Annotated in this window: 14 protein-coding genes and 1 pseudogene; 5 read left to right on the forward strand and 10 right to left on the reverse strand. The window is 70.0% G+C overall.

What is annotated here, in order from left to right; genetic code table 11:
• The first annotated feature begins 116 nt into the window (after positions 1–116).
• The 4 genes from QQK49_RS00885 (at position 117) to adhP (ending at position 4,096) form a co-directional block, all read left to right on the forward strand.
• On the forward strand, positions 117–260 hold the full coding sequence (locus QQK49_RS00885) for a hypothetical protein (protein ID WP_284302237.1): 144 nt from the start codon (positions 117–119) through the stop codon (positions 258–260).
• 678 nt (positions 261–938) lie between these two features.
• A complete protein-coding gene (locus QQK49_RS00890; RefSeq protein WP_284302238.1) occupies positions 939–1,574 on the forward strand; it encodes a hypothetical protein in 636 nt (211 codons plus the stop codon).
• Positions 1,575–1,718: 144 nt separating this feature from the next.
• The gene (locus tag QQK49_RS00895) at positions 1,719–2,936 is read left to right on the forward strand and encodes a metallophosphoesterase family protein (RefSeq protein ID WP_284302239.1); all 1,218 of its coding nucleotides are present in this window, start codon (positions 1,719–1,721) and stop codon (positions 2,934–2,936) included.
• 140 nt (positions 2,937–3,076) lie between these two features.
• Positions 3,077–4,096: an alcohol dehydrogenase AdhP gene (gene adhP / locus QQK49_RS00900; RefSeq protein WP_284302240.1), complete on the forward strand. Its 1,020-nt coding sequence runs from the start codon at positions 3,077–3,079 to the stop codon at positions 4,094–4,096.
• A 25-nt stretch (positions 4,097–4,121) separates the two neighbouring features.
• Here adhP and QQK49_RS00905 read toward each other — a convergent pair whose 3' ends face one another.
• The 4 genes and pseudogenes from QQK49_RS00905 to QQK49_RS00920 all read right to left on the reverse strand — a co-directional run bounded on the left by QQK49_RS00905 (position 4,122) and on the right by QQK49_RS00920 (position 8,845).
• Positions 4,122–5,774: a methyl-accepting chemotaxis protein gene (locus QQK49_RS00905; protein WP_284302241.1), complete on the reverse strand. Its 1,653-nt coding sequence runs from the start codon at positions 5,772–5,774 to the stop codon at positions 4,122–4,124.
• A gap of 135 nt (positions 5,775–5,909) precedes the next feature.
• Complete coding sequence (locus QQK49_RS00910) at positions 5,910–6,890, reverse strand: 2-hydroxyacid dehydrogenase (protein ID WP_284302242.1); 981 nt, start codon at positions 6,888–6,890, stop codon at positions 5,910–5,912.
• A 7-nt stretch (positions 6,891–6,897) separates the two neighbouring features.
• Positions 6,898–8,090, reverse strand: a pseudogene (locus tag QQK49_RS00915) (pyridoxal phosphate-dependent aminotransferase).
• Between the two features lie 188 nt (positions 8,091–8,278).
• A complete protein-coding gene (locus tag QQK49_RS00920) occupies positions 8,279–8,845 on the reverse strand; it encodes a YetF domain-containing protein (protein WP_284302243.1) in 567 nt (188 codons plus the stop codon).
• A gap of 253 nt (positions 8,846–9,098) precedes the next feature.
• Here QQK49_RS00920 and gdhA point away from each other — a divergent pair, with 253 nt between their 5' ends.
• A complete protein-coding gene (gene gdhA, locus QQK49_RS00925) occupies positions 9,099–10,412 on the forward strand; it encodes an NADP-specific glutamate dehydrogenase (RefSeq protein WP_284305790.1) in 1,314 nt (437 codons plus the stop codon).
• A 108-nt stretch (positions 10,413–10,520) separates the two neighbouring features.
• Here gdhA and QQK49_RS00930 read toward each other — a convergent pair whose 3' ends face one another.
• The 6 genes from QQK49_RS00930 to QQK49_RS00955 all read right to left on the reverse strand — a co-directional run bounded on the left by QQK49_RS00930 (position 10,521) and on the right by QQK49_RS00955 (position 15,039).
• Entirely contained in the window at positions 10,521–10,769 is a 249-nt protein-coding gene (locus QQK49_RS00930) for a ribbon-helix-helix domain-containing protein (RefSeq protein WP_284302244.1), read from the reverse strand.
• A 206-nt stretch (positions 10,770–10,975) separates the two neighbouring features.
• Positions 10,976–11,443 (reverse strand): SRPBCC family protein, encoded by a 468-nt coding sequence (locus tag QQK49_RS00935; protein WP_284302246.1) that lies wholly within the window; start codon positions 11,441–11,443, stop codon positions 10,976–10,978.
• A 67-nt stretch (positions 11,444–11,510) separates the two neighbouring features.
• Positions 11,511–13,151, reverse strand: a complete 1,641-nt coding sequence (locus QQK49_RS00940) for an AAA family ATPase (RefSeq protein WP_284302247.1) — start codon at positions 13,149–13,151, stop codon at positions 11,511–11,513.
• 204 nt (positions 13,152–13,355) lie between these two features.
• Positions 13,356–14,420, reverse strand: coding sequence for an MFS transporter (locus QQK49_RS00945; protein ID WP_284302249.1), 1,065 nt, complete (start codon positions 14,418–14,420; stop codon positions 13,356–13,358).
• A complete protein-coding gene (locus tag QQK49_RS00950) occupies positions 14,417–14,557 on the reverse strand; it encodes a hypothetical protein (protein WP_284302250.1) in 141 nt (46 codons plus the stop codon). Before QQK49_RS00950 ends, QQK49_RS00945 begins: the two co-directional genes overlap by 4 nt.
• Positions 14,554–15,039 carry a hypothetical protein gene (locus QQK49_RS00955; protein ID WP_284302252.1) on the reverse strand — a complete coding sequence of 162 codons (486 nt, stop codon included), beginning with the start codon at positions 15,037–15,039 and terminating at the stop codon, positions 14,554–14,556. Before QQK49_RS00955 ends, QQK49_RS00950 begins: the two co-directional genes overlap by 4 nt.
• Positions 15,040–15,049: the final 10 nt, after the last annotated feature.

The raw sequence follows: 15,049 nt of genomic DNA on the forward strand, positions 1-15,049 counted from the left end.
CTCGACCAGGGCCGCGTCGCCGCCTCCGCAGCGACCGATGACCTGCTCGCCGATCACCGCGTCGTCCGGGGCGGCGTCCGCGACCTCACCGACGACATGCGCGCCGCGCTGTACGGGTGCGGGTCCACGAGGCCGGTTTCGACGGGCTCGCCCGCACCGAGGACGCCCGGGGCTGGGCCGGCGACCTCGTGCTCGACCCGCCGACCCTGGACCAGATCGTCGTCGGCCTCGCCACGGGGCGAGGAGGTGTGCGGCGATGACCCTCCTCACCTTCTCCGATCTGGATCGTCGACGCCCGCCCCGCGTACACGAGGCGTGGAGGCTGGATCGTCGCAGCGCACTCGGGGGTGCCGATGTCGCCGTCGCCGTCGTCGGCCTCGCCGGCGGAGTCCTCGGCGCCTTCATCGATGTGAGCAACGCGCTCACCGGCGGCGCCCTGGGAATCGCCTACCCGCTCATCCGCACGTTGTGGACGGTGGACACGACCCAGGGTGGGGGAGAGCTGCGGCGCATCCTGCCGCTGCGGCGGCGCGACGTCGTCACGGCCCGGTACCTCGCGAGCGCGCTCCATTACCTCGCGTTCCTCGGGAGCTACCTCTTCGCGGCCCTGGTGGTCTCGCTCGTGACCGGTCGGGGCGTCGGAGAGGCCCTGTTCGCGTCGTGGATGGCGGCCTGCGTCGCCACGGGTGCCGTCCTTGCGGGGATGCCGGTGGCAGCCGGTCGAGGTGCGATCGCCACGTTCATCGCCGCGGTCACCGGCGGATTCGTCGCGATGTTGTCATGCCTGGCGATCTGGGCCGTGGCGCTCGATGAGAGCCCCGCCCTGCTCACCCCCACCTCCGGCGTCGTCGCACTCGTCACGCTGGTCGTCCTCGTCGTGGGCGGGGAGTCCTGTCCCACCGCCTGGCGGTGCGTCGCTACGAACGAAAGGATCTCTGATGCGAGCGCTCGGGTTGGATCTTCGACTCGTCGGAAGCCGGTCGTTCCTCGGCGTGATCGCCGTGCTCGTCGTGGTGGGGTGTGCGGTGACGGGTTCGCTCGTCCTGGCCTGGCCGATCGTGGCCGGGTGGGTCTCGGCGTGTGGCCTGGCGCACCGCGACATGGAGCAGTCCGGCCGGGTCGGTGCGCTCCAGAGCGTGCTCGGCATCCCCCGCGGCACGGCGGTGCGGACCCGGTATGCGTCCGTGGTCGTCATCGCGGCGGCTCTGGCCGTTCTCGGTGCCGTGATCGCCCTGGCCTGGACGGCGCTCGGGCGTGACCTCACCCCGGTGTGGGGGTACTTCGCGGTCCTCGTCTTCGCGCTCGCCTTCGGCCTGATCAACCTCACCCTCGGCTACACCGCCTCCACCGGGGTCAGGCAGGCCGTGGCCTACGGTCTCATCGTGATCGCCCTCGCCGTGACCCTCACCCCGTTCATGGTGGGCGCGAACACGGGATGGTCGACAGCCGCCCTCGTCGAGGTGCTGTACGCCGCCCCGGTTCCGCCCGTCGTCGTGGCCGGGCTCATGGCGATCGCCGCCCTCACCCTCGGCTCGCCCATGGCGGTCCGCGCGCACTCCCGCGCCGTCCTCTGACCCGATCGTCGCCGCCCGAGAGCCCCGTCGTCGTCCCGCCGCCTGTGCTTCACGGCGCGGAAACCTTGGGGGCCTGCGGGATTCGCCCGGTGTTCCTAGCGTCTGGCTGCGCTCACGAGGAGCGCGAAGACACAGGAGGACCACGTGGACAACGACGACATGGATCGCCCCGGCACGAATCTGGGACGGCGCGGGCTGATCAAGGCCGGCGGGCTCGGGGCGCTGGGTCTCGGCATGGCCGGCATGGCTCCGGCGTCGGCTCAGGCGGCGCCGAAGCCGAAGGCCGACCCGGTGAGCGGCATCGCCACGAAGGCATCGGTGCGCTTTCGGCCTAACGGCAGGTTCAAGATCGTCCAGTTCAACGACACCCAGGACGGGCCGCGCACCGACCGCCGCACGGTGGAGCTCATGGACAAGGTCATCGAGAAGGAGAACCCCGACCTCGTCGTGCTCGTCGGTGACCAGCTCACCTCGGCCCCCACCACGGTCATCGAGCAGAAGCAGGCACTCAACAACGTCATCCAGCCGATGGAGCGCCGTGGCGTCAGGTGGGCGGCCACGTTCGGCAACCACGACGAGGACCCCACCCCCAAGACGGGCATGGACGAGCCGGCGATGCTCGACTTCTTCCGCACCTACGAGCACAACGTCAACACCGCGGGGGCCAAGGGCATCACCGGCACCGGCAACATGTTCCTGCTCATCGGCAGCAGCCGCGACAACGAGCCGATCTTCGGTGTGTGGCTGCTCGACAGCGGCCGCTACGCCCCCAAGCAGATCGCCGGCCAGGACTTCGAGGGCTACCCCGACTGGGACTGGCTGCGGGCCGACCAGATCCGCTGGTACCTCGAGGGTTCCGAGCACGTCCAGCGCCGGGTCGGGGCCAAGATCCCCTCGCTGATGTTCCTCCACATCGCGCTCTGGGAGCACCGGTTCATGTGGTTCGCCAGCGTCGACTCCCGCACCGACGCCGACCACGCCCGCGCCGTCAAGAAGCACCAGATCGTCGGTGAGCGCAACGAGGCCGAGTGCCCGGGGCCGTTCAACTCCGGCATGTTCTCCGCCATCCAGCACCGCGGCGACGTCAGGGGTGTCTTCGTCGGGCACGACCACATCAACACCTACGTCGGTGACTACTACGGGGTGAAGCTCGGCTACGGCCCCGGCACCGGCTTCGGCCCCTACGGGCTCGAGGGTGATCAGAAGCACCGCCTGCGCGGCTGCCGGGTCTTCGAGCTCGACGAGTTCGCCAAGGACGTCTGGACCGGCACGCGCACCGTGTTCGCCAAGGACCTCGGGATCGACATGTCCGTGGCCAAGCAGCCCATGGAGCCCCTGCCGTTGGGTCGCCGGCAGCGCTGATCAGCCTGCTCACCGGGGCTGTGGCCGTGATCGCGGCGTGGTGGGGCTCGGCCCGCATCACGCCGCGCCTCGGCGCACGTCCCGTTGCACGACCCACGTTCTGTGGTCGACTGACCTCCCACGCACGAGAGGAGCAGGGCATGAGCACCATGCGCGCAGCAGTCGTCCGCGAGTTCGGTCGGCGGGTCACCGTGGAGGAGATCCCGCGGCCCACACCAGGGCCGGGGCAGATCCTCGTCAAGCTGCTCACGACCGGGGTGTGTCAGACCGATCTGCATGCGTGCGACGGGGATTGGGCCGCCAAGCCCCGGCTGCCGTTCGTGCCCGGGCACGAGGGGGTCGGTGAGGTGGTCGAGGTCGGCGAGGGCGTGAGGCTCTGGTCGCAGGGTGACCTCGTGGGCAGCGCCTGGCTGGCCTCCACGTGCGGCGCGTGCGAGTACTGCCGGTCGGGGTGGGAGACCCTGTGCAAGAGGCAGGTCAACAGCGGGTTCTCGGTCGACGGCAGTTTCGGGCAGTACATGCTCGTGGACGAGCAGTTCGCGGTGCGGATCCCCGAGGGCAGCGACCCGCTCGAGGCCGCTCCGGTCCTGTGCGCGGGGGTCACGGTCTACAAGGGACTCAAGGTGTCCGGAGTGCGGCCCGGCCAGTGGGTGACGATCTCCGGGATCGGCGGTCTCGGGCACGTGGCGGTGCAGTACGCGGTGGCCATGGGCATGCGCGTGGCGGCCGTCGACGTGGCGCCCGACAAGCTCGACCTCGCCCGCCACTACGGCGCCGAGGTGGTCGTGAACGCCGGGGAGACCGACCCCGCCTCGGCGATCAGGAAGGCGACCGGCGGTACCCATGGCGTGCTCGTCACCGCCGTGCACCCCTCGGCGTTCGGGCAGGCCATCGGCATGTGCCGGCGCGGAGGGACCATCGTCTTCCAGGGTCTGCCGCCCGGTGACTTCCCGGCCCCGATCTTCGACATCGTCCTCAAGGGCCTGACGATCCGCGGGTCGATCGTCGGCACCCGCCAGGACATGGTCGAGGCCCTCGACTTCTACGCCCGCGGGCTCATCAAGCCGCGCTGCAGCGAGCGCCGACTCGACGAGATCAACGACGTGTTCGACGAGATGCGGCGCGGCGGCATCGACGGACGCGTGGTCATCCGCCACTGACCGTCGCGGCCTGCGCCCGATCCGGTCAGCGCAGGGAGAACGTGCGCACGATGTCGTGGAGTTCGCTCGAGAGGCGGGACATCTCGTTGGCGGCGGCCAAGGTCTCGGCGGCGCCGTCGGCGGTCTCCTTGGCCGCGCCGGCGACCCGGTCGATGTTGCTCGCGATACCCGAGGAGCCCGACGCCGCGTCGTGCACCGAGCGGCTCATCTCGTTGGTCGTCGCGGTCTGCTCCTCCACGGCGGAGGCGATCGTGCTCTGGGTCTGGTCGATCCGGGCGATGACCTCGCTGATGGCGGCCAGAGCGGCGCTCGTGGCGGCGGCGTCGTCCTGAATCCCCTGGACGCGGGTGGAGATGTCCTCCGTCGCGGTCGCGCTCTGCTGAGCGAGCTCTTTCACCTCGCCGGCGACGACCGCGAACCCCTTGCCGGCCTCACCGGCGCGGGCGGCCTCGATGGTCGCGTTGAGGGCCAGGAGGTTGGTCTGCTCGGCGATGCTGGTGATCGCCTTCATCACCTCGCCGATGCGGATGGAGGACTCCGACAGCTTGGCGACGGTGTCCGAGGTGAGCTCGGCGGACTGCACGGCCTCCTGCGCCACGCCCGTCGCGCGGTTGGCGGCAGCGGCGATCTCGCGGATGGAGGAGCTCATCTGCTCCGTGCCCGCCGCCACCGAGGAGACGTTGGTGCTGACCTCGCCGGCCACGGTGGAGGCCGACTGCGACTCGCTGCGGGTCCGCTCCGAGGCGGCGTCGAGACGCCGAGCGGTCTCGGTGGGTTGGGATGAGGCGGTCGACAGGGCCTCGGCGTTGGCGGCGATCGCGGTGATGACCGAGGCGACCTGCTCGTTCTGGGCGTTGAACGCGTCGGCGAGGTCGTGCAACTCCTCCACGCCACCGGGCTCGAGGGCGAACGTCAGATCGCGGGGGTCGCGTCCGCGCAGATCCTCGGCGTAGCGGCGCACGACACGTCCGAGCTGACGGTGGAACACCAGGAGGATCGCCAGCAGCGCGATCGACAACAGCCCGGCGGCGACGGCCAGCGCGACCTCGGTGAAGGACCGGAGCGCCTCCGTCTCCTGGGCCTCGGCCGTGACGCGCGCGGAGGACTGCTGGTGGAACTGCTCCAGCGGTCCCATGATCTTCTCGACCTCGGCCTGGTAGGCCTCGCCGTGGACCAGCTCGCGCGCCAGGTCCCGCTTGCGATCGGGGGACAGCGCGGCGTCCGCGGGCGCGTAGTCGAACTCGGCCACGGCCTTCGGCATCTGCCCGGTCGGGACCCGGTCCGCATCCAGCACCAGCCGCATGGCGCGGGTCTCGGCGGTCACGAGGTTGCCGGAGTTGGCGCTCGCCTGCGAGACGAGGTCGAGCTCGGACTGCGGCGTGCCGACGGCCTTGAGCTGCTCGATCCCCTTGGCCTGGGACTTGGTCTGGTCGATCTCGGTCCAGTAGCGGTCGAGCCAGGCACGGTCACCGGTGGCGGTGAACGCCCGGACACTGTTCGTCAGGAGCTGGGAGGACTCCTCGATCGCGTCGCTGGCCACGATGGTCTGCTCCCTGACCTGCGCGGCCTCGAGCGTCTGGTTGGTGGCCTGGATGTTGCCGGCGACGGCGGCTCCCGCCAGGAGGGTGAGGGCAACAGCCGAGCCTGCCGCGATCTTGGTGACGGTCGACTGCTTCACGAGGTTCCTCCGAACGATGGTGTCTGGTGAGAAATCGACCCTGGGATCGACGAACTGAGAGTCACCGCTGGACCGCCGGGGCATGACGACGCCCGGGCGGTCTCCTGACCACCCGGGCGTCGTGAGCAGCGGTTCTCAGATCGAGGTGACGGGCGTCTCCGGAGCCTCACCCCTGAGCACGGCCAGCGCGTTGCGCGCCGCGAGTTCGGCCATCGCCGTACGGGTCTCCACCGTGGCCGAGCCGAGGTGGGGGAGCAGCACGACGTTGTCGAGGTCGAGCAGACCCTCGTGGACCGTCGGCTCGTCCTCGAACACGTCGAGGCCGGCGCCGGCGATCTCGCCCTTCTTCAACGCCTCCACCAGGGCCGCCTCGTCGACGATCGGGCCGCGGGCCGAGTTGACCAGGTAGGCGGTCGGCTTCATCCGCGCGAGCGCCGCGGCGTCGATGAGGTGGTGGGTCGCGCCGTCCTGACCGGCCGGGATGAGCGGGCAGTGCAGCGAGACGACGTCGGCGGTGGCGAGGAGTTCGTCCATGTCCACCCGCTTCGCCCCCAGTTCGGCGGCGGCCGAGGCCTCCATCTCACGGGCGTCGGTGTAGATGACGTCCATGCCGAACGCCTTGGCGCGGCGGGCCATCGCAATGCCGATCTGACCGGCGCCGACGATGCCGATCGTCTTGTCCTGCAGGCCCATTCCGAGCATGTAGAACATGCCCCACTGCCACGGCGTCCTCGAGCGGATGACGCGTTCGCCCTCACCGAAGCGGCGGGTGGCCATGAGCATGAGCCCGAACGCCGTGTCAGCGGTGGTCTCGGTGAGCACCTTGGGGGTGTTCGTGGCGACGACTCCGCGCTTCTCGCAGGCGGCGACGTCGATGTTGTTGTAGCCGACGGCGACGTTGGCGACGACCTTGAGCTGGTCACCGGCGGCGTCGAGGAACTCGTCGTCGACCTTCTCGGTCAACAGCGTCACGACCGCGTCGGCGCCGGCGATGAGTTCGAGGCATGTCTCTCGCGAGATGCACTCCGCCTCGTCCCACACGGTGACGTCGTGCTCGGCCTCCAGCAGGGCGACGCCCTCGGCGGGGATGCGGTTGGTGATGACGACCTTGGCCATGATCTCCTCAGCTCTCGATCCAGGACTTGAGCAGGCCCAGGCCCCCGCGGATGTGCTCCTCCGGCAGGCCGGAGTAGGCGAAACGGACGTAGTCGCGGTCCTCACCCGGCTGGGGCCGGCCGAAGTGCTTGCGCGTGCAGAACGACACCCCCGTCGCGTGCAGGGCCTCGGTGGAGAAGGCGTTGACCTCCTCGATGCCCTTGGCGGCCATCGCCTCGGTGACGTCGGGGAAGAGGTAGAACGTGGACTCCGGCTTGGCGATCGTGACGCCCTTGATGGTCGAGAGCACGTCGAACGCGGCGTCGCGGCGGCCTCGGAGGGTGTCGAGGATGGCCTTGACCTCGGTCTGGTCGCCGCGCAACGCCTCAGCACCGGCGTACTGGATGAAGTGCGTCGTGCACGACTCGTTGTTGGTGTTCATCGTGCTGATCACGCCGGCGATCTCCGGCGGAGCGATCGCGGCGCCCAGCCGCCACCCGGTCATCGCGAACTTCTTGGAGAACGTGTAGAGGATGACCGTGCGCTCGGCCATGCCCGGCAGGGACGCGATGCTCTTCGATTCACCCGAGTACCGCATCTCGAAGTACGCCTCGTCCGAGAGGACCCACAGGTCGTGCTCGATGGCCAGCTGGGCCACGGCCTCACGCTCGGCATCGGTGGACTCGGCGGAGATGGGGTTCTGCAGGTCGTTGTAGATGATCGCCCTGGTCTTGGGCGTGATCAGTGACTCGACCTGGTCGAGGTCGATGGCGAACCCGCGCTCGGTGGGCACGTAGCGGTAGGCCTTGGCGATGCCGCCCAGGTACTCGATCTGCGACTCGTAGATCGGAAAACCGGGGTTGGGGTAGAGGACCTCCTCGCCCTCGTTCATGACGGCCTGGAGGAACTTGGTGATGACCGGCTTGCCGCCGGGCTGCACGACGACGTTCTCCGGGGTGTACGACGTGCCGCGGCGCATGTTGACGTCGTCGGCGAGTGCCTCGCGCAGGGCCGGGATGCCCGCACCGGGGCAGTAGCCGGTCTTGCCGTCGGCGATCGCCGTGTTCATCGCCTCCGTGACGACCCGCGGGGTGGGCAGGTCGATGTCACCGAGGTGGAAGGGGTAGATGCGGTGGCCCTTGGCCCCCACTCGTTCGCTGCGAGGGACACGGCGAACGCTGTCTCCGTGCCGAGCCTCGACAGCCGGTTCGCCACTGGCATGGCGTCTCCTTTCGGCCGTGTCCGGTCACAGTAGCGCCGCTGACCTGCGGCGTCCGGTGGTTCCGGAAAGCTCGGACCGTGAGGGGGAGCACGCCGGGAACGGTGGGGGATCGAACGATTCATGCGGCGTCGAGTTCCGCCGGCCGGCCGGGTCCGCGCCCGGTTCGGGAGGGGTCAGCCGGCCCGAGTCACGACTGTCGCCGGAGCACGATGTCCTCCGGGACGGCGGCGATGCCCCGCACGTCCTCGACCAGCTCCGCATCGATCGTCTGCCCGTCCCGCACCACGGTGAGCGATCCCCGCGACTCGAGGATGACGAGGGCCACCTCGGCGTAGCTGCGGACGCCCGCCATCCGGAGGCGGATGTCGAGGTCGTGCTCGTCGATGTGCGCGGCCCGAAGTTCGGCTCGCAGGACACGCCCCTGCCGCACGACGACACGCGCCGGGCGGCGGCGCCGGTGTCGCTTGGCCACCCCCTTGGTCCGCAGGAACCCGAACCCGGACTCGAGGGCGGCCAGCGTGAGGAGCGCGACGAGTCCTCCGAGCAGCGTGGGGGAGTTGCCGAGCATCGCCCGTGCCATCACCGCGCCGGTCACCGTGGCCAGGGCGAGGCTCAGGGTGGACGTGCTCGATTGCAGTCGTTGCGTCCACAGCTCCAGCAGGGCCGCGTACACGAGATAGAGCACGGTCGTGGCCCCGACGACTCCCAGCACCTGCGGCCACGTGATGCCGATCTGAAACCAGAGCTCGTCCATGCCCCGATTCTCGCGGGGCGCACCTCGTCACCGCCGAGACCATCGGTGCACATCTCCTGCCGTGTCGCCCGGGCCGCCCGTGTCGCCGTCTCGGATCGGGCCTCGCCTCGCGCAGTGAAATCGGCCGCCCGTGGACCGCGCGCCTACATGAGCGGGGCTCGCAATACAGTGACCTCGCGCGATGTGCGCGCCTTTTCGCCCGCATCGATCCGACGGAGGATTCGTGAGCACCCTGCACCCCACGCTGCAGCCCATGTATGAGACGGTCCTGCGCCGCAACCCTGGTGAGGTCGAGTTCCATCAGGCGGCGCACGAGGTGCTCGAGAGCCTTCGCCCCGTGGTGGACAAGCGGCCGGAGTTCGTCGACGCCTCGATCATCGAGCGCATCTGCGAGCCCGAGCGCCAGATCATCTTTCGGGTGCCGTGGGTGGACGACTCGGGCAAGGTGCGCATAAACCGGGGGTTCCGGGTGGAGTTCAACTCCGCCCTCGGGCCGTACAAGGGTGGTCTGCGGTTCCACCCGAGCGTGTACCTGGGGATCGTCAAGTTCCTCGGGTTCGAGCAGATCTTCAAGAACGCCCTCACGAGCATGCCCATCGGCGGCGGCAAGGGCGGCTCGGACTTCGACCCCAAGGGGCGCTCCGACGGTGAGATCATGCGCTTCTGTCAGTCGTTCATGACCGAGCTGTACCGCCACCTCGGCGAGTACACCGACGTCCCGGCCGGTGACATCGGTGTCGGCGGCCGCGAGATCGGCTACCTGTTCGGGCAGTACAAGCGCATCACCAACCGGTACGAGGCCGGCGTCCTCACCGGCAAGGGACTCTCGTGGGGCGGCTCGCAGGTGCGCACCGAGGCCACCGGGTACGGCACCGTCTTCTTCGTGCACGAGATGCTGCGTGCCCGCAAGACCGACTTCGACGGCAAGAAGGTCGTCGTGTCGGGCTCCGGCAACGTCGCCATCTACGCGGCGGAGAAGGTCGCCCAGCTCGGCGGCACGGTCATCGCCCTGTCGGACTCCGGCGGCTACATCGTCCAGGAGGGCGGGATCGACCTCGACGCGGTCAAGGAGCTCAAGGAGGTGCGCCGCGGCCGCATCTCGGAGTACGCGGAGAAGCGCGACGCGCGGTTCGTGGCGGACGGCTGCATCTGGGACGTGCCCTGCGACATCGCCCTGCCGTGCGCCACGCAGAACGAGCTCGACGAGTCAGGCGCCGGGGCGCTCGTCAAGAACGGGTGCATCATCGTGGCCGAGGGCGCCAACATGCCGACCACGCCGGAGGCCCTGCGGGTCCTGCGCCGCGGCGGGATCGAGTTCGCTCCCGGCAAGGCGGCCAACGCCGGCGGTGTCGCCACCTCCGCGCTGGAGATGCAGCAGAACGCCTCGCGCGACACGTGGACGTTCGAGTACGCCGAGGAGCGCCTGCACGACATCATGCAGGGCATCTACGGCACCTGTGCGATGACGGCCGAGGAGTACGGCATGCCCGGCGACTACGTGGCCGGCGCCAACATCGCCGGGTTCATCCGGGTCGCCGACGCCATGCTGGCCCTCGGGGTCATCTAAGCTTGGCGGGCATGTCATCGTCGGGTTCCGAGAGGTAAGCCGCGGTCTCGACTGCATGGAGGATGTCCAGCTCGTCGATGCCGTGGCGCAGCGCAGAGTGGTTGACCTTCACGCCACGTAGGCGCGAAGAGCGGCACGGATCAGCTCCGAGCGGCTGAGGCGATCATGTGCGGCACGCTCATCGAGTGCACTGAGCAGCGTGTCGTCGATACGCACGGGCACCACTCGCGCGGGGCCATCCCCCAGAGGCTTGCGCCCTCGCTTTCGGAGGACCTCCACGTCGTACCCGGCCTCGGCCTCATCCGCCCAGGCCTGGATCTGCTCGTCGGTGACGGGCTTGCCGTTGATGGTCTCCATCCACAAAGCGTATTACGGAATGCAGCGCCGCGCCAGAGGGCTGAAAGGCCAACCAGCAGCAACGCTCGCCTCTGCCGCGGGGCGCGCATGTCCCTTTGTAGCGAATTGAGAGACACGCCCTAGGCGCGACGTGATCCGGCGCGAACGAACTCGAACCGCACTCCGATCGGAGGGCGGTTCGGGCGTTCGGGCGGAAGATGGGCGGGTCAGGAACCCGCGACCGCCGAGGCGAGGCGGGCGAGGGAGTCCTCGAGCGCCTCTTCCTGGATGAGGGGGAAGCTGACCTTCTTGAGGAGCTCCTTGTCGGTGACCTTGGACCAGTCGTAGCTCAGGGCGACGACGGTGGAGTCCGGGCCCTCGGGGGTGAGCTCGTACACCCACTTCCATCCCTTGGGCTCGGTGCCGGCGGGCGCGGTCTCCCAGGCGATGAGCCGGTTCTCGTCGAACCCGACCACGTGGTTGTCGGTCTGGTAGTCCCCACCCATGTGCTCGGCGTTCATGTTCATCGTGAACACCTGGCCGTTCGCCGTGATGCGGTCGGTCTTCTCGTCCGAGACGATCTGACCCGAACCGTCGAACTCCGCGTGACGGGCCGGGTTGGAGATGATCTCGAACACCTCCTTGGGGGCGGCGTCGATCGTGCGGCTGACCGTGATCTTCTTCTCGTCACTCATGATTCCCACCCTGCCTGCCACCGAGCGCCGACGCCACCCGGGCACCCGGGTCACGGCCGGCCGGCGACTACCGGTCCGGCGCGTCGAAGGCCTCGCCCGGGTAGAGGCCGGGCATGGGCGGCCACGGCTCGGGTGAGAGGTCGGCCTGCTCGGCTGAGAGGTCCGGCTGCTCGGCCGGTGGCGCGCTGCCCAGCAGGACCCGGGTCATCCGGCTACGGGTGTCGAGCAGGCCGTCCAGCGCGAGATCGAGGTCGTCGGCGCTCGCGGTCAGAGGCGCGTCCTCCTCGCCGCCGACAAAGGACTCTCCGGCCTGCGCGGATCGTTCCGCGGCGGCCAGTGCCGTCCGGCGCAGCAACTCCTTGAGGAACGAGGCCGTGACCCCTTCGGCCCGTGTCAGGGCCGCCCCGATGCGCTCCTCGTCCGCGTCGATGACCAGACGCCCGCGGTAGAGCTCGAAGAGGCGGCGGCGCGCCTCCAGGTCGGGCAGGTCGATCTCGACGGCCTCGTCGATGCGTCCCGGGCGCGCAGCCAGCGCCGGTTCGAGGAGGTCGGCGCGGTTGGTCGTGAGGATGAACGCGACGTCGGCGTCACCCTCGATCCCGTCCATCTCGCCCAGGAGCTGGAACAGCATCGGGTGCTCGCCGGGGTGCATGCCGCGGTCCTCGGCGATGAGGTCGACGTCCTCGACGACGACGATCGACGGCGCGAGCGACCGTGCCGCCGAACACGCCTCGGCGACGAACTGCAGGGCGTTGCCGCTCACTTGGATGACGGTGACGTCGGTCAGCGTGCTCATGAGGTAGCGGATGGTGTGCGTCTTGCCCACCCCGGGCGGGCCGTACAGCAGCAGCCCACGCTTGAGGTGCTGCCCGGCGCGCAGGAGCGCCTCGCGGTGGCCGGCGATCCCGACGACCTGCCGCTCGATCGCCGCGAGGGTCCGCTCGTCGAGGATGAGGTCGGAGCGCGTCATCGAGGGTCGGCGGTGGAAGTTGAGGATCGACTCGCCGTAGCCGAACATGTCGCCGCCGAAGGTGAGGACCTGCCCCCGGAACACGTTGAGCGCCCGGCTCAGCTCGCGCAGCTCCCGCCCGACGCGTGCGGCGACCTCGCGGTCGGCGGCGAGGATCTCGACGGTCGCGTGGGGGCGTCCTCGGCTCGGGTCGGCCAGTGACTGGAAGAGCGCGACCCGGCTGTCGGCGTCTCCCTCGACCGTCTCGATCAGGTGGAGGCCGAACCGCACGCACGCGATGGTGTGGCCGTCCGGTCCGGCCGGCAGGTTGGTGCGGGAGACGTTGGCGATCGTCGCGCTGAAGGGGTTGTCGTCGCCCATGAGCATGATGCCCAGGGACGCGTCGTCGTTCATCGACTGGATGCCGTAGAGCCGGTGGGGCTTTCCCGCCGTCCAGGCATCCACGGCGCGTTGGAGGTTGACCCCCTCGTAGGAGGCCCACGCCTCCTGCACGATCTCGGCGTCCACGGCGGCCTCACCGAGGAAGTCGCGGATGACGCGGCCCGGCGTCGCCCCTTCCTCGGCCCGGGCGACCTTGAGCGCCAGCTTGAGGCCGCGGCGCGCGAGGCGTCCGATGTCGGCGAGCTCGGCCTGGCGGCGCGGGTCGGGGGCCTCCGGTGGGCGGATCCCCGCCGTCGGTGCACCACCGTCGGCATACTGCTCGGACATCGGTGCGTAGGCGAACCATCCCTGCGACATGAGCCTGTCCCTTCCCCGAACCCGGCCACGACCCCCGCAGCCGGACTCCAGCAAACCAGCACGGCAGACCGGCGTCGAGCACTATCCGGATCACCGCCCTCGAACCCACCTCGGACAGCAGGTCCGGTCCGAGACAGCCGCGCACGCCCTGCTGTCTCGTCGTGAGGTGCTGTCCGAGGCTGGGAGGCGACGGTGGGGGCGGGGTCAGGCCAGCTTGGGGATGCGTCGGAGCACGAGGGAGAGCACCAACGTGACCGCCACCAGGGCCGCGCACAGTGCGACGACGACGCTCCAGGCTCCCTGGGCCCACGCGATGCCGGCGACGGCACCGAACACCGAGGACCCGGCGTAGTAGGCGAACAGGTAGCCCGAGGACGCCTGCCCCTTGGCGGCGCCGCCCTTGGCCGCACGCGCGGCGACCCACCCGCTCGCCACGCCGTGGACCGCGAAGAACCCGGCCGTCATCACCGCGAGTCCGAGGACGACGACGAGCACGGGCCCGGCCAGGGTCACCAGCAGTCCGGCGGCCATGACGAGGACGCACACCGGCATCACCGCACGCTGACCCCACCGTGAGGCGGCGCGGCCGGCGTAGGCCGAGCTCACCGATCCCAGTGCGTACGTGAGGAACACGAGCCCGACGGCACCGACACCCAGCCCGTACGGCGGCGCCATGAGCCGGAAACCCATCGCGTTGAAGACCCCGACGAACGCGCCCATCGACGTGCCGGCCACGCCGAACAGGCACAGGTAGGCGGGGTCGCGCAGGATCGTCCTGGCCGCGTCGAGCAGGTGCGCGGCACTCGCCGGGGCGGGGGTGAAGCGTCGGCTGCGGGGGAGGAGGAACCACACGGCGACCGCGCACACCAGGCACAACGCCCCGATGCCGACCAGCGCCGCGCGCCAGCCGCCGAACTCCGCCAGCGCGCCGGTGACGAGACGACCGGACATGCCACCGATCGCGGTCCCGCCGATGTACAACCCGGCCACCCGGGCCGTCGCGCGCGGATGCACCTCCTCGGCGAGGTAGGCCATGGCCACGGCGGGCAGGCCGGCGAGCACGATCCCCTCGACCAGACGCAGACCCAGCAGGGCGTTCCAGCCCGGTGACAGGCCACCGGCGATCGCGACGAGGGCGGCGGCGAACAGCGAGGCGTGCATCAGCGGGGTCCGTCCGAGCACCTCCGAGACCGGCCCCGCCACCAGCAGCGCGGCGCCCAGGCCGGCCGTCGCGAACGAGACCGACAGCGCGCTCTGCCCCGGGGTCAACCCGAACTCCTCCGCCAGCAGCGGCAGCAGGGTTGCGTGCTGTACAGCAGTGCGAACGTGGCCACACCCGCCAGGAACAGCGAGATCGTGATGCGCCGGTAGCCACGGCTGCCCGGCTCGTATCCCTCGAACGTCATGCATCCTCCGGGCGACGGAAGCGGCGGGTGAACCACACGGTCCAGATGATCGTGCCGACGAGGTACAGCGCCAACATCCACGGGCCGACGACGTCACGACCCAGCATCGAGATGGCGACGATGTCGGCCATCATCACGGCGATGAGCAGGTTGGTGGCGGCGAGGAAGTACCAGAGCTGGGTGCGCACGAGGCTCAGCGTCGCCTCTCGCCGTTCGGGCTGCAGCCAGTAGTCCTTGTTCGGCATGTTGAGCATCGACGCGTCGCCGCGCGTGGCCGCGGAGCTCAGCGCGGGGGTGATGCCCAGCATGAGCAGCGCCAGGCCGAGGTTCGTCCCGACGAACTCCGCGCGGCTGCCGTACCGGGTCACCTCACCGGAGAGCGACATGTGCGCCGCCACCCCGTCGGCGGGGAGCACCAGCCAGCCCCAGACGATGACGCCCAGGTAGAGCACGGCGCTCACGATCCACGTCACCCTCCCCATGCCCCCGATG

The sequence above is a fragment of the Mobilicoccus caccae genome (assembly GCF_030161635.1).
GTDB classification, from domain to species: Bacteria; Actinomycetota; Actinomycetes; order Actinomycetales; family Dermatophilaceae; genus Mobilicoccus; species Mobilicoccus caccae.

What these genes read in the sequence shown, in the direction of transcription:
- QQK49_RS00890 (WP_284302238.1), top strand. Translation starts at nt 939, where the DNA reads ATGCGAGCGCTCGGGTTGGATCTTCGACTCGTCGGAAGCCGGTCGTTC.
- adhP (WP_284302240.1), top strand. Translation starts at nt 3,077, where the DNA reads ATGAGCACCATGCGCGCAGCAGTCGTCCGCGAGTTCGGTCGGCGGGTC.
- QQK49_RS00910 (WP_284302242.1), bottom strand. Translation starts at nt 6,890, where the DNA reads ATGGCCAAGGTCGTCATCACCAACCGCATCCCCGCCGAGGGCGTCGCC.
- QQK49_RS00920 (WP_284302243.1), bottom strand. Translation starts at nt 8,845, where the DNA reads ATGGACGAGCTCTGGTTTCAGATCGGCATCACGTGGCCGCAGGTGCTG.
- gdhA (WP_284305790.1), top strand. Translation starts at nt 9,099, where the DNA reads ATGTATGAGACGGTCCTGCGCCGCAACCCTGGTGAGGTCGAGTTCCAT.
- QQK49_RS00930 (WP_284302244.1), bottom strand. Translation starts at nt 10,769, where the DNA reads ATGGAGACCATCAACGGCAAGCCCGTCACCGACGAGCAGATCCAGGCC.
- QQK49_RS00935 (WP_284302246.1), bottom strand. Translation starts at nt 11,443, where the DNA reads ATGAGTGACGAGAAGAAGATCACGGTCAGCCGCACGATCGACGCCGCC.
- QQK49_RS00940 (WP_284302247.1), bottom strand. Translation starts at nt 13,151, where the DNA reads ATGTCGCAGGGATGGTTCGCCTACGCACCGATGTCCGAGCAGTATGCC.
- QQK49_RS00950 (WP_284302250.1), bottom strand. Translation starts at nt 14,557, where the DNA reads ATGACGTTCGAGGGATACGAGCCGGGCAGCCGTGGCTACCGGCGCATC.
- QQK49_RS00955 (WP_284302252.1), bottom strand. Translation starts at nt 15,039, where the DNA reads ATGGGGAGGGTGACGTGGATCGTGAGCGCCGTGCTCTACCTGGGCGTC.